Source organism: Xanthobacter cornucopiae, from assembly GCF_043195065.2.
Taxonomy (GTDB): domain Bacteria; phylum Pseudomonadota; class Alphaproteobacteria; order Rhizobiales; family Xanthobacteraceae; genus Xanthobacter.
This window is the reverse complement of record NZ_CM195531.1, coordinates 1705716-1719721: the sequence shown is the minus strand read 5'-3', so window position 1 is coordinate 1719721 and position 14006 is coordinate 1705716. Positions and strand designations below refer to the sequence as shown.

Below are 14006 nucleotides of genomic sequence, written 5' to 3'. Positions count from 1 at the left end.
CGGTGGTCGGCGAGGCGCGCCGGCGATGCGGGCGCGCACCGGGGTTCGACCGGCCGGGCGGGAGGAAGCGCCCGGCGGGTTCGGCCGGGTCGCGACAGGGCAGGGCCCGCGGCCGCCATGATCGGCTGGAACGGCAGAGTTTCGGGGAGCGAATCGTGGCACAGGTCCAGACCCAGCCCATCGAGTTTCACTATTGGCCGACCCCCAACGGGTGGAAAATCTCCATCATGCTGGAGGAATGCGGGCTTCCCTATACGGTGAAGCTGGTCAATATCGGCAAGGGCGACCAGTTCAGGCCGGAGTTCCTGGCCATTTCCCCCAACAACAAGATGCCAGCCATCGTCGATCCCGAGGGGCCGGACGGGCAGCCCATCTCGGTGTTCGAATCGGGGGCGATCCTCCAGTATCTCGGCCGCAAGACCGGCCTGTTCTACCCCGCCGACGAGCGCGGCCGGGTCGAGGTGGACCAGTGGCTGTTCTGGCAGATGGGCGGCCTTGGCCCCATGGCCGGGCAGGCGCATCACTTCCGGATCTATGCCCCGGAGAAGATCCCCTATGCCATCGAGCGCTACACCAACGAGGTGCATCGGCTCTACGGCGTTATGAACACGCGCCTCAAGGACCGCGAGTTCCTGGCGGGGGACTATTCCATCGCCGACATCGCCTGCGTGGGATGGGCCAAGCTGTGGGAGCGGCAGGGCCAGAATATCGAGGAGTTCCCGTACTTTAAGGCGTGGCTGTCGCGGCTGCTGGCGCGGCCGGCGGTGCAGCGCGGCCTGTCGCTGAGCGCCGAGGAGCGCTCCAAGCTGGATCTCGCCAAGGACAAGGACGCCCAGGCGGTGCTGTTCGGCCAGCGCGCCGGGCGCTGAAGAACCGTCCCGCCGCCGGAAGTGTGACGCTTTGCGGGCTGTTTTGCGGCGGCGGCGCGTGCGGATTGCGTTTCCATCCAACCCTAAGGTGCTCTAAGACTCTCGCGGAAAGCCCCACCGGACGCCAGGAGCCGCCGACCCATGTCGATCGATGCACGCGCTGCCTTCAGCCGGGCGACTGAGCTGCATCGTCAAGGCAAGTTGGACGAGGCGATCGATATCTACCGCAGGTTGTCGAAGGCGCAGCCGGTGTTCGAGGTGCAGCGGCTCCTGGTGTTCGCGCTGCTGCAGACCCGTCGCTTCAAGGACGCTCTGGTGGTGGCGCGCAAGACCCGCGACGCCTTTCCCTCGCTGGCCGATGCCCATGTGCTGCTGGGCGCCGCGCTGCAGGCCGGCCGCACCTGGGACAAGGCGCTGGCCGCCTATGAAGCGGCGGCGGTGCTCGATCCGGCCTTGGCTGAGGCCCATTATCTCGCCGGCAACGTGCTGGTCTCGCTGGGGCGCCACGCCGATGCGGTGGCCCGCTTCGACCGGGTGCTGGCCCTCGACCCGCGCGCCGCCGAGGCGCTGGCCAACCGGGCCACCGCCTTGTCGCGCATCGGCCGGTCGCAGGAGGCGCTGCGCGATTGCGAGGCGCTCACCTCCATGCAGCCGTGGGATGCCCGCCACTGGATCTCCACCGCCGGGACGCTGCTGGAGCTGAGCCGGTTCGAGGAGGCGACCGCTGCCGCCGACCAGGCGCTGCGCCTCGACTCCCATCTGGCCGACGCGCATTTCATGCGGGGGCAGGGCCTGCTCGGCCTTGGCCATGGCGCGGAAGCGGGCGCGGCCTTCGCCGCTGCGATCAAGGCGGCGCCCGATCAGGTCGCCTGGTCCGGCCACCTCGCCCGCGTGCTGCGCCAGCAGGGCGATCTTGACGCGGCGTTGGACGTCTGCGACGCGGCGCTGGCGCGCGATCCGAGCTGCTTCAGTGTGCTGCAGGAGCGGGCGGAGGTGAAGCGGGCGCGCGGCGAACTGGCGGCCGCCCTGGCGGATGCCGAGGCGGCGCTGGCGCTGCAGCCGGATCTGGCGCTGGGCCATGTCTCGGTGGCGACGCTGAAGCGGGACCTCGGTGATGCGGACGGCGCCGCCGCGGCCCTCGCCCTCGCCCTCGCCGCCGACCCGGATCTGCCGCTGGCGCGCTATATGAGCGGGTCGGAGCATCTGGCGCACGGGCGCTGGGACCAGGGATGGGCGGATTATGAGAGCCGCGCCCGCATGCTGCCGCCGTCCTACGTTCCGCTCGCCTTCCAGCGCTGGGACGGCCGCGAGCCGGTGGACGACCTGATCGTCCTCGGCGAGCAGGGCATTGGCGATCTCATCCAGTTCGGCCGCTTGGTGCGGGTGCTGGCGGACCGGGGCATTCGCGCCCGCATTCTCACCCATGCCCGGCATGCGCCGCTTCTGGCGCGCATCGACGCGCGGGTGCCGGTGATCAGCGACCTTGCCCTCGTGGATGCCGGCCATCCGCGGGTGCGCTGGGTGCCGCTCGCCAGCCTGCCGGGGCTGATCGCGCCGGATCCGGCCCATTGGCCAGGCGCGCCCTACCTCACCGCCGATCCCGAGCGGGTGGCCCGCTGGCGGCGCTGGCGCCTCGCCGAGCCGCCGCCCCCGGACCCCGCGCCCGAGCCGCTGGAGGGGGAGGCGAGCGAGCCGGAGGAGGCCGCGCCGCCGCTGGAGGATCCGTTCGAGCCGGTGGAGGAGCGGCAGCCGCGCCTGCGCATCGGCATTGCCTGGCAGGGCAACCCCTCGCCATCGGTGGATGTGGGGCGTTCGGTGCCGCTGGCCGCGTTCGCGCCGCTGGCGGAACTGGAGGACGTGGAACTGGTCAGCCTGCAATGGGGCCATGGTGAGGAGCAGCTCGATACCGTGCCGTTCGGTGCCCGCATCGTGCGCCTGTCCGCCGATCGTGACGCCGAGGGCACGTTCGTCGATACCGCCGGCATCCTGCAGCATCTGGACGTGGTGGTGACCAGCGACAGTTCGCTGGTTCATCTGGCTGGCGCGCGGGGGCGCCCGGCCTTCCTGGCGCTTCGGGCGGTGCCGGACTGGCGGTGGGGCCGCGAGGGCGAGCGCACTGCGCTCTATCCCACCGTGCGCCTGTTCCGCCAGCAGCGCGCGGGCGACTGGGACGAGGTGTTCGCCCGCATCGCCCATGCGGTTCAGGCCCTGCTGCGGCAGAAGGGGAGCGCATGAGCCCGGCTGGCGTGGTCATCCTGGCGCCCATTGCTGTCGGCGAATTGTTCGACAAGATCTCCATCCTGATGCTGAAGCAGGCGCACCTTGCCGACGGCGGGCAGGTTGCCAACGTGGCGCTGGAGCTTGAGGCGCTGGAGGCGGTGCGACTCTCCGCGGGGCTGGGCGGCCGCTTCGAGGATCTGTTCACGGCCCTGCGTGAGGTGAACGGGCGCCTGTGGCGGGTCGAGGACGACTTGCGGCGCCTGGAGGCGGAGCAGCGCTTCGATGCCGACTTCATCGCCGCCGCCCGGTCGGTGTACCGGTTGAATGACGAGCGGGCGGCGCTGAAGCGGCGGATCAACCTCGCGTCCGGATCGCGCCTTGTGGAGGAGAAATCCTACGGAGATGGTCCGGCGGCGTAGGGCGGGCGCCGATCGCCCTGGCTCCGTGGGTTCTGTGGCGCAGGAGCGCCATTCGCGGCTCCTTTCCACAGGCGTTGCACGGCGCGCCGGTTCGCGGGTGTCCTGACCTGCGAAGCACACCCGCGCGGTCCCGGTCGAAGCTTGCCCCTGGGGCATGGACGGCTGGAGACGGCTGAAGCGGTCTTCCTCCTCCCGCCGGATCGCGTCCGCGCCGGCGGATTGGGCGGGCGATCGGCTGGGCGCGTTTGTCCGGCGCCCTGCTGGCATGAGGGAGCGGGGCGGGCCGGCGAGCCGCGCCGGGGTGTCAGGCGGGCAGGCGATGTTCGTTTCACTGGAAAACCCGATCGGACACCTTGCAAAGCCGTCTTCGGTTCGGCATAGGAGAGGCAGCGGGAGACGTGGCCGAGAGGCTGAAGGCACTCGTTTGCTAAATGAGCAGACCCCCAAAAGGGTCTCGAGGGTTCGAATCCCTCCGTCTCCGCCATTCTATCTGCCTTATGTGGCTGGTATTTAAGAAAAATTTCGTCCCGGGAAAATGGTTGCCCCAGCATCTGCCCCAGCGCGATCGTCGGCTTTCGGAGGATATGTACGGACGAGCTGAACTTCAGCTGGATCGATTCTGGATGCTCTTGGGTAACGTCGAATCTCGAGGGATCAGACTGACCCGTTCTTCTCGTCTTGTACCAAAGCTGGGTCAGTAACGGTATCCGAATGGCCGGCGGCCTTGAAAGGCCAAGTCTTCGCTACGGTTCTTTCCCTCCGGACCCGAAGCGGACGACGTTCGGTGTCTTGCTAACTCGGCGCAGCTCATATACAATGTTTTGCTCGGCCCGTATTCCCGCGGCGCATCCCGCCAGCGCAGCCCGTTCCGGTTGACGAAGATGATCCCGCTCAGCACCCGCCGGTCATCGACCCGTGGTTTGCCGTGGCTCTTGGGAAAATACGGTGCAAGCCGCGCCATCTGCTCGTCCGTCAGCCAATACAGGTCACTCATGCTCAGTCTCCCTATGGAGCCTGAATCACATCGACGCCTGCCAATCAATGGGTCCTGAGCCTAGAGCGATTTCCTCGCGTTTTGAGTCGTCTGGGATTCCCAAATCAGCTGCGTTCTGATTCACGCTTCGTGTCGGAGAGGGAGGCCGACATGCATGGCCAGGACGCTGTCTTTGGACCTGCGGGAGCGGGTGGTTGCCGCCGTCGAGGGCGGGATGTCGCGGCGGCAGGCGGCCGAGCGCTTCGGGGTGAGTATCGCCAGCGCCGTGCGCTGGTGCGCCAGGGTACGGGAAACCGGAAGCGTCGCGGCCAAGCCGCGCGGCGGTGACACCCTCTCCGCCCGGATCGAGGCGCAGGCCGACCTGATCCTGAGGCTGGTGGAGGAGACAAGCGACATCACCCTGATGGAGCTTCAGCATCAGCTGGCCGCCCACGGGCACCGCTTTGCCATCGGCACGCTTTGGCGCTTCTTCGACCGTCACGCCATCACTTGGAAAAAAAGACCGCGCACGCGGCCGAGCAGGACCGCCCCGATATCCTGAAACAGCGCCAAGCCTGGTTCGACGGCCAACTGGACCTGGACCCGGAGCGGCTCGTCTTCATCGACGAGACCTGGGCTTCCACCAACATGGCGCGCCGCCACGGCCGTTGCCGGCGCGGGAAACGCCTGCGGGTCGGCGTGCCGCACGGCCACTGGAAGACGACCACCTTCGTCGCCGGCCTGAGATCCACCGGCATGGTCGCACCCATGGTACTCGACGGCCCGATCAACGCCGTGGCATTCCAGGCCTATGTGGAACAGGTTCTCATTCCCGAGCTCATCCCAGGCGACATGGTGGTGATGGACAATCTCGGCTCCCACAAGGGGCCACAGGTCCGCGCCGCCATCGAGGCTGCCGGCGCCGGTCTGCTTTATCTGCCGCCCTACAGCCCCGACTTCAATCCCATCGAGAAGGCATTCTCAAAGCTCAAGGCGCTCCTGCGCAAAGCCGCCGAGCGCTCCGTCGCCGGCCTGTGGGACACCATCGGTCGCCTCATCGACTGCTTCACGCCAAAGGAATGCCAGAACTTCTTCATGGCCGCAGGATATGAGCCATTATGAACGGAAATCGCTCTAGCGCGGTTCCCGGCGCCGGGGACAGGCGGACATGCGCGCTTCTGGTCCGGCGATTCAGCTTCGGGGAATACATGCGTTCGTTCTCCCGCTCCGGGAGCGGTGGGGGTCCACGGGGGCAGGCGAAGCCTCCCCCTGGCCAGCTTGGGGGTGGAACCACCATGGCTGGCTCTCCCAAGAATTCAGGTACGATGTCGCCGGCGCAACTACAGAGAGGTGAGGGCACGTAACTTAGATTGGGCCTGACATCGTTATCTCAAATCTACCGACGCCCCCAGCGTGTGGAGCAGTCAATCAGGCAGCCGAACCACGGCCTTCGCCCGCCTGCTGGCGCAGCGCTTCGTAAAGCTGTGCAGGTCCCAGCAACACGTCCTTCAGCCCCGCCCGCACCCGCTCCGAGTCCAGCGCCTGTCGGCTCATCGTGCTGTGGGCATCAAGGGCATCCATGATCGCGTTCAGGATTGCGTTGGACAGATCTGGCGAATTGGAGAATTGCTCCTTGGTGTTGTTGGTCGCCTGTTGCGCAAGGGTTTCGGATTCGAGCAGTTTACCCATCAGCACGTTGTTGACGTACACGAGTTGATCGTTGTCCGTGATGTCGCCTTCGAAAAGGTCATTCACCTTCGCAATGATCTCAGCGAGGCGCGCCCGCTCCTTCTCCTGCACAGAGCCCGAGCCGGTGTCTGTGATCGGCTGAAGTTTCGGCCTGTCGCCGGTGCCCAGGGCCAACGTCCGGGGACCTTGCCCCTTTAGGCTGTGATGGGTCAGGGTGACTTTCGATAGGTCGATGCCCTCCCGTTCCCGCCCGAACTCCAACAGCGGTAAGAGGCGGCGGAAGAAGAGGGAGCGCTTCTCGATCTCAGTGTTGCCGTAGTCGAAAATCTGAGACAGGAAAGCGTACAGGCGCAGGAAGCCGGCCATGTCGGACTTGAACAGAATCAGGGCGTCCAGTTCGTCCTTGGCCTCGGATACGGCCTCTTTCACACCCTGCGCCCGAGCCGCGTTGAGAGCCTCCAGCGCGTCCCGATAGCGCCTCTGGATGCGATCCACGACAGGCTCGAGTGCGGCCACGAGGTCGCTTTGTCGTGATGTGGGGTTCATCTCCACCCGCACCACCCGTTCCACCTCGTAGTCGTCGTAATGCCCAGCGCCATCAAGCTTGGCACGGAGGTTGAACACCAGATTGGGGTCGGTGACGTCCGCCAGTGTCGCCGTCTCGTAATAGGTCCTGAAGGCCGCCAGGATGTCGTCGGCGCTGTTGACGAAGTCCACCACATAGGTGGTGTCCTTGCCGGGATGGGCGCGGTTGAGCCGGGACAGGGTCTGCACAGCCTGGATGCCCGCAAGGCGGCGGTCCACATACATCCCGCACAGCAAGGGCTGATCAAAGCCGGTCTGGAACTTGTTGGCCACCAGGAGGATCTGGAAGTCGCCGGTATTGAAGGCGTCGCGAATGTCGCGCCCGTTGAGGCCGGGGTTCAGAAGGGCACTCGCTTCGGTGAACGGCTCCTCTCCGGACGCGGGGTCCTCCACCTCGCCGGAGAACGCCACCAGGGTGCCGATCTTGTATCCCTGATCCTTGATGTACTTCTGGATCGCCAATTGCCAGCGCACCGCCTCCTTGCGGCTGGCCACCACCACCATGGCCTTGGCCTTGCCCTCCAACAGGGGGGCCACCAGCCCACGATAGTGCTCCACCACCACCTGGACCTTCTGGGAGATGTTGTAGGGGTGGAGCTTCACCCACCCCATGATCCCCTTCAGCGCCGCGCTGCGCTCCACCTGTGTTTCGTCCCACTCCTCGCCAGCACTGGCGAGGCGGAACGCCAGCCGATAGGGGGTGTAGTTCTTCAGCACATCGAGGATGAACCCCTCCTCGATCGCCTGCCGCATGGAATAGACGTGGAACGCCTCCGGCTTGTTGGTGTCGCTCGCCGGTTCATCCGGGTTCGGGCGACGGCCGAACAACTCCATGGTCTTGCCCTTGGGCGTCGCGGTGAAGGCCACATAGGTGATGCCGGCGTCACTGGCGCGGGCGGCCATCTGTGCCGCCAGAATGTCTTCCGCGCTCACCTCGCCGCCATCGCCCAGGCTCGCCACCTCATCTGCGGACAGCACTTCCTTGAGCTTGGCCGCCGCCTCTCCGGTCTGTGAGCTGTGTGCCTCGTCGGCGATGACGGCGAAGCGCTTGCCCTTGGTGGCCGCCAGTTCCCGCACAGCCTGGAGGGCGAATGGGAAGGTCTGGATGGTGCAGACGACGATCTTCTTGCCGCCTTCCAGGGCCTTCGCCAGTTCACCGCTCTTGCTGGCGCTTTCGCCCTTGATGGTGGCCACCACGCCGGTGGTGCGCTCGAAGGCGAAGATGGCGTCCTGCAACTGGTTGTCGATCACGCTGCGGTCGGACACCACCAGCACCGTGTCGAAAATCTTGCGGTGTTCGCCATCATGCAGGTCGGCGAGGAAGTGTGCGGACCATGCGATGGAGTTTGTCTTACCCGAGCCGGCGGAGTGCTGGATCAGATATTTGGCGCCCGGCCCGTCCGCGAGCACGGCGGCTTGCAGTTTGCGCGTGGCGTCAAGCTGGTGGTAACGCGGGAACAGGACCTTGGTAATCTGCTTCTTCTTGTCGCGCTGGGGCACCATGTAGCGACCGAGGATCTCAAGCCAGCTCTCCCGTGCCCAGATCTCCTCCCAGAGATAAGCGGTGCGATGGCCATGGGGGTTCGGCGGATTTCCGGCGCCGCCGTCATTGCCCTTGTTGAAGGGCAGGAAGCCCGTGACGATGCCCTTGAGGTGGGTCGCCATATGCACTTCGCTGTTGCTGACCGCGAAATGCACCAGCGCCCCGCTTGGAAAGGTCAGCAGAGGCTCGCTCGCCGCGCCCTTGGGCTTGGGGTCGCGGTCGTACCGATATTGGTCGATGGCATCCGTGATGGACTGGGTGAAGTCGGTTTTCAGCTCCACCGTCGCCACGGGCAGGCCGTTGAGAAACAGCACCAGATCGATGGCGTTCTCATTGGCGAGGGAATAGCGCACCTGCCGCACCACCCGCAGGCGATTGGCGCCATAGCGGGCGAGGATGTCCGGGTTCAGCGCCAGCGCCGGCTTGAACTGCGCCAGCATCAAGGGCTGTCGCACGCCGATCAGTTCCACCCCGTGGCGCAGCACGTCCAGGGTGCCACGCCCATTCATCTGCTGGCGCACCCGGTCCAGGATCACGGCCTCGGTGGCGGCGCCGTGAGTCTTGGCAAGTGCCTCCCACGCATCCGGCTGCGTCTCCTGCACCCAGGCGATGAGGTCCGGCGGAAACAGGGCGCGGGCACGGTCATAGCGGGCGGCATCGCCCTCCGCATAGAGCCAGCCATGGGCAGACAGCCAGGCGCAGATCTCGCCCTCGAAGCTGATCTCCTTGTGAAGGGTCATCCGCGTGCTTCCCCGGTATCAGGATCGACCAGCGGCAGGCTCAGCCGCGCGATGGACAGGCGCCCCGTCCAGACCTCAACGAAGACTCGATCGGACGCCAGGCGTTTGGGAAGGGCGCGAAGGCCGCAGAGCGAGAGGGCAAACACCATGTCCCATGCCGCACCTGAGGCGGGCATGGCCAGGATCTCGCCCGCTGCATTGATTTTCAGCACTTGGCCATCAAAGCTGAAGGTCGCGACATCTGAGGTATCGGCCACCTCAGCAAGGGTCCGCAATCTGTTCCCGGCGACGCGGAACCAATCCCGCGCCACAGTGCAGACGGGACGTGTCGCATAGGCGGCCTTCTCCTGCTCCCACGGCAGGAGGTGTCTCCAGCTGCGACCTTGATCCAGCCAGGGGGCGGGCTGCTGGGGCTCGTAGTCCGAGCCGATGGCGTGGGCCAGCAGGGCCACGCCCTGTTCGTAGCTGTCCACCCGGAGCGGCAAATCAAAACTGATCATCTTCGAGGTGCGCTGATCGAAAGCGGCGCCGGTGACGGCGAAGACCGGCCGGGAGAAGCGGTTCATGTTCCGCGCGACCGTGAATCTGATGTTCCCGAGGTCGACCACATAAGCGGGCGCCTCATCGGTCATCGCCGCTTCGTCTTTTTCGAAGCGCAGTCGTTCGAGGATTTCGCGCGTCGCGACGCCCGCCCCACCCTCGCTCATGCCCCCTCCTGCCGCGCAAGCTGGTTGGCTTCCCAGTCCTTGTAGGTTTGAGGGCCGCCCTTCAGTTTCCACTCGATGGTCCCGTTGGCGGGACGGCCGTGGACCACGGCGGCGGCGGCGCTGGGGCTTTTGAAGGCGTAGTTCTGGGTGAAGACGCAATGGCCGTTCTGCTCCTGGAGCACACCCATGCGCTTCAACTCCCCATGGAGCTGGGCATAGCCGCTGTCCTGCGTGTTCTGCCCCTCCCAGCGGGCACGGGCCAGCGAGCCGGCCTGCACCACGAATTCGCCGTCTTCCAGCACGGCGCTGGCGGTCAGGCTGTGCTTGCGGTTCTCCAGTTCGAAATGCGGAGCGAGCGGCTCGCCAGACGCCGGCGCGGCCTTGGGCGCGGGGCGCGTGGAGCGGATGAACATGTCGATGCGCAGGGCGGGCAGCACCAAAAACAGATAGTTGAGGAAGGCTTCCATGTTGGATTGCGCCGCCTCGGAGAGGCCGGGGCGTGGCGGCGTGTTGCCATTGTCCAAGAGGACGCGGCCGACCGAGCGCGCCTCCTCCACAAGGCGGGCCTCCAGATATTTCACATGGGCCTTGTGCAGGTTGTTGGCGGCGGAGGTGACGAGGATGGCCGTGGTCCACCAGTCCTTGCGGGTGTCGTGGTTGCGGATGCGGTCCGAAATGTCCTCGCCCTCGCCCACATAGGCGCAGGGGGCGCCGTCCTTCTCCCCCAGCAGGAGGTAGACGCCGGTATAGCGGGCCTCCTTGCGGGCAAGGGCGGCGGTGATCTGGGTGCGGGGCGCCATGAGCACATGGCCAGTCCAGTTGAACACCTCCGCCGTCAGCATGCCGTCCGGCCGCCCATCGATGAAATACAGCTCCAGGGATCGCCCCTCACCGATGGCGCTCATGCGGCCTCCTCCACGGCGGGCACAAGGCCGCGCACATCGATCTTGCCGGTGACGGCGGCGGAGATGAGGGCGGCGCGGCGTTCTTGGAGGAGGGTGATGGCGGATTGGGCCTCTCTCAGTAAATCGAGATTCGCTGCCACCTCAGTCGAAATGCGCTTGATAATGTCCTTCTGCTCATCGATCGGCGGGAGAGCGATCCACCAGCTTTTTATATGGCCGTGTGAAATTTTTGCCATGCTCATGCTTGAACCTCGTGCATCTCTCTTAATCTGAGAGCGCACAATTGGCGATCTAAACAAATAAATCATATATTCAGGCAAAACAAGCCGATCTACAAAATACAACCTATAGATTAAATCAGAAAATATGGTGCCCCAAACACCATACGCTATGGCACAATCACCAACGAGATCAGGAGTATTGGCGCGGGTGAAAAAGAAATCGCCCTCACGCACTTTTGGAGCGCTTGCTAAAGCGCTTTCCGAGAGATCCGGAAGGGCCTTTCGCTCGTTCGGCCAAAAAACACCGTCTTTTATAGCTGACAAACGCAACACACTTGCCTCTCCAGGCTCGGGGGCTCGCTCATGAGCTGCTGGGCTCCAGCCTTGCTCGATACATTGAATCACCCTTCCAAGGGTCAATACCTCCCAATGCGCCGGCACCTCGCCCAGCCATTCCACGCCGGAGTCCTTCATCGGAACAGTGGGGTCGAGGCCCTTGGTGACCGCATGGGAGATGACGGCTTGCCGCTTCTCCCCCAGCAAGGCGATTAGCCGCCGCTGCTCCTCCACCAGCGCATCAATCTTCGCCGTCTCGCGGTCGAGGAAGGCGGCGATGGCGGCTTGTTCGGACGGGGGCGGGAGCGGCACCTCAACATTAGAAAGGGAATATTGGCTCAGCCCAACACGCGTCAGTCCATTGGCCCGCGCCGCAAAGCAGCTCTTGGCGAAGATGCTATCAAAATACCTCTTCAGAAATTTTCCGCTGGTGTCCCTTGAAGGGCGCAGCAGCGCGAGATGATATCCGCACACGACGCCGGGCATGTCTTCGGGGACATAGGCGGCAATGGCGATATCGTCAGCAGTCTCCGAGTCCTTGGTGATAATCACATCGTCAGCCATAAGCTGAAATCGGCCTATCTGATCGAGGCTCGCGGTCGCCTCCATGAGATCAAAGTCAGCCGTGATTTTTTCATTGTAATAGACGTCAGTATAATTGCACAGCCGAACCGCTTCCTCGCCCTCATGTGCTTTCTTATCCACGTTGCTGGGGCGTATGTCGCAAAGCCGTTTCAGGCGCATCACTGCCCAATGGCTCGGCACCTCGCCCAGCCATTCCACGCCGCTGTCCCTATAGCTGTCGTAGCGCGGAACGCTCATGCCGCCAGCCCTTCAATCATGGCCTTGATGCGGTCCGTCACCGCCTTCAGCTCGGCATCGATCTCGGCCAGCGGGCGGGGCGGCTCGAACACGTAGAAGTGCCGGTTGAAGGGGATCTCATAGCCCACCTTGGTCTTCTCGGGATCAATCCAGGCATCGCCCGCATGGGGCAGCACCTCCCGGCGGAAATAGGTTTCCACATCCTCCGCCAGGGGCACATTTTCCGTATCGCGCAAGGCGCTGTCCGGCTGCGGCTTGCCCTTCTGCTTGCCGCGCTCGCCCAGCACGACCTTGCCCGCCGCATCCCGCAACGGCCGCTCCACCGTGAGGGTGCGATAGCCGAAATCCCCATTCGCGAAGATGCGCGAGAGCGGCGCCAGCTTCACCTTGCCGCCCTCCGGCGCCACCGGCTCCGCATCCCCTTCGCGCAAGATGGCACGGGCCACCTCCTTGCCTTGCGCATCCAGAACGGTGGCCAGCCGCGCCTCGGCAAAATCGCCGAACAGGCGGGTGATGTCCGCTATGTGTTCGTCGCTCAGCTCCTTGCGCTTGGAGCCGAGGCTCTTGCGCATCTTCTGCCAGAAGCTGGACGCATCAATGAGCTGCACCTTGCCCTTGCGGTGCTCCGGCTTGCGGTTCGTCAGCACCCAGACATAGGTGGAGATGCCGGTATTGTAGAACATGTCCGTGGGCAGGCCGATGATGGCCTCCACCAGATCATTCTCCAGCACATGGCGGCGGATCTCGCTTTCCCCGCTCCCGGCCCCGCCCGTGAACAGCGGCGAGCCGTTCAGCACGATGGCGAAGCGGCTGCCGCCATCCTTGGCGGGGCGCATCTTCGAGATGAGGTGCAGCAGGAACAGCAGCGAGCCATCGGAGACACGCGGCAGGCCGGGACCGAAGCGGCCATTGTGGCCCTGCGTCTCATGCTCCCTGCGGATCTCCTTCTCCACCTTCTTCCACTCGACGCCGAACGGTGGGTTGGAAAGCATGTAATCGAAGGTCGCGTTGGGGTGGCCGTCATCGGAGAAGGTGTTGCCGAAGGCGATGTTGTCGGCATTCTGCCCCTTGATGAGCATGTCCGCCTTGCAGATGGCGTAGGATTCCGGGTTCAGCTCCTGGCCCCACATGGTGAGGCGGGCCTTCGGGTTCAGCTCCTCCAGATGCTCGCCAGCGACCGACAGCATGCCGCCGGTGCCCGCCGTGGGGTCATAGATCGAGCGCACCACGCCAGGCTTCGAGAGGACCGCATCATCCTCCACGAACAGGAGGTTCACCATCAGGCGGATGACCTCGCGCGGGGTGAAGTGCTCGCCCGCCGTCTCGTTGGAGATTTCCGCGAACTTGCGGATCAGCTCCTCGAACACCAGCCCCATCTGGCTGTTGCTGACCTTGTCCGGGTGCAGGTCGATATGGGCGAACTTCTCCGCCACCTGATAGAGCAGCCCCGCCTTGGCCAGCCGGTCAATCTGCTGCTGGAAGCTGAAATGCTCGAAAATGTCCCGCACCGTGGGCGAGAACGCCTGGACATAGGCGTAGAGGTTCGCGGCGATATGATCCTGATCGCCCATGAGGCGCTTCATGTCGAAGGGCGAGGTGTTGTAAAATCCTTGCCCCGCCTTCTTCACCAGGAACGGCGCCGGGTTCAGCCCCGCCTTGCTGCGCAATTCGAATTCCGCGAGCACCGCCGCCTTGGTGGGCTCCAGCACGCAATCGAGACGCCGCAGCACGGTGAAGGGCAGGATGACCTTACCGTATTCGGACTGCTTGAAATCCCCGCGCAGAAGGTCGGCCACGGACCAGATGAAACTGGACAGCGCTTGCTGGTTCACGGAACGCAATTCCCCAAACGTTCGGCGATGTGCGCCGCTTCCCTCAAGGTATGGCACAGGGCGCAGCGAGAACGCCACATGGGAACTTGAAGCAGATGGCTGGCACCGGCCAGGCGGAGGGGCTGCGCCGGGCCCCGCCGATTCG

9 protein-coding genes, 1 tRNA gene and 1 pseudogene are annotated in these 14006 nt (G+C 64.9%); 5 read left to right on the top strand and 6 right to left on the bottom strand.

Features of this window, described 5'->3' with window-relative positions:
* Positions 1 to 155 precede the first annotated feature (155 nt).
* The 4 genes from V5F53_RS07725 to V5F53_RS07710 all read left to right on the top strand — a co-directional run bounded on the left by V5F53_RS07725 (position 156) and on the right by V5F53_RS07710 (position 3992).
* Positions 156 to 869 (top strand): glutathione S-transferase N-terminal domain-containing protein, encoded by a 714-nt coding sequence (locus V5F53_RS07725; protein WP_393998793.1) that lies wholly within the window; start codon positions 156 to 158, stop codon positions 867 to 869.
* Positions 870 to 1010: 141 nt separating this feature from the next.
* Positions 1011 to 3104 carry a tetratricopeptide repeat protein gene (locus tag V5F53_RS07720; protein ID WP_393998794.1) on the top strand — a complete coding sequence of 698 codons (2094 nt, stop codon included), beginning with the start codon at positions 1011 to 1013 and terminating at the stop codon, positions 3102 to 3104.
* Positions 3101 to 3508 carry a DUF6165 family protein gene (locus V5F53_RS07715; RefSeq protein ID WP_393998795.1) on the top strand — a complete coding sequence of 136 codons (408 nt, stop codon included), beginning with the start codon at positions 3101 to 3103 and terminating at the stop codon, positions 3506 to 3508. Before V5F53_RS07720 ends, V5F53_RS07715 begins: the two co-directional genes overlap by 4 nt.
* 392 nt (positions 3509 to 3900) lie before the next feature.
* Positions 3901 to 3992, top strand: a tRNA-Ser gene (locus V5F53_RS07710).
* Between the two features lie 327 nt (positions 3993 to 4319).
* Here the strand turns inward: V5F53_RS07710 and V5F53_RS07705 are convergent.
* A pseudogene (locus tag V5F53_RS07705) lies at positions 4320 to 4502 on the bottom strand (transposase); the annotation flags it as partial.
* Between the two features lie 154 nt (positions 4503 to 4656).
* On the opposite strand from V5F53_RS07705, the gene V5F53_RS07700 reads away from it, so the two are divergent.
* Positions 4657 to 5603 (top strand): IS630 family transposase gene (locus V5F53_RS07700; protein WP_509212974.1). Its coding sequence is split into 2 segments (ribosomal slippage): positions 4657 to 4996 and positions 4996 to 5603, totalling 948 coding nucleotides; the frame shifts between segments, so codons are not numbered across the junction.
* A gap of 306 nt (positions 5604 to 5909) precedes the next feature.
* On the opposite strand, the gene V5F53_RS07695 is transcribed toward V5F53_RS07700, so the two are convergent.
* The 5 genes from V5F53_RS07695 to V5F53_RS07675 are packed head-to-tail and all read right to left on the bottom strand — an operon-like array spanning position 5910 to position 13861.
* On the bottom strand, positions 5910 to 9038 hold the full coding sequence (locus V5F53_RS07695; RefSeq protein ID WP_393996550.1) for a type I restriction endonuclease subunit R: 3129 nt from the start codon (positions 9036 to 9038) through the stop codon (positions 5910 to 5912).
* Positions 9035 to 9745 carry a hypothetical protein gene (locus tag V5F53_RS07690; protein WP_393996551.1) on the bottom strand — a complete coding sequence of 237 codons (711 nt, stop codon included), beginning with the start codon at positions 9743 to 9745 and terminating at the stop codon, positions 9035 to 9037. The genes V5F53_RS07695 and V5F53_RS07690 overlap by 4 nt, the downstream gene beginning before the upstream one ends.
* Positions 9742 to 10650, bottom strand: a complete 909-nt coding sequence (locus V5F53_RS07685) for a GIY-YIG nuclease family protein (protein ID WP_393996552.1) — start codon at positions 10648 to 10650, stop codon at positions 9742 to 9744. The genes V5F53_RS07690 and V5F53_RS07685 overlap by 4 nt, the downstream gene beginning before the upstream one ends.
* Entirely contained in the window at positions 10647 to 12029 is a 1383-nt protein-coding gene (locus V5F53_RS07680; RefSeq protein WP_393996553.1) for a restriction endonuclease subunit S, read from the bottom strand. Before V5F53_RS07680 ends, V5F53_RS07685 begins: the two co-directional genes overlap by 4 nt.
* Positions 12026 to 13861: a type I restriction-modification system subunit M gene (locus V5F53_RS07675; protein ID WP_393996554.1), complete on the bottom strand. Its 1836-nt coding sequence runs from the start codon at positions 13859 to 13861 to the stop codon at positions 12026 to 12028. Before V5F53_RS07675 ends, V5F53_RS07680 begins: the two co-directional genes overlap by 4 nt.
* Between the last annotated feature and the right edge of the window lie 145 nt (positions 13862 to 14006).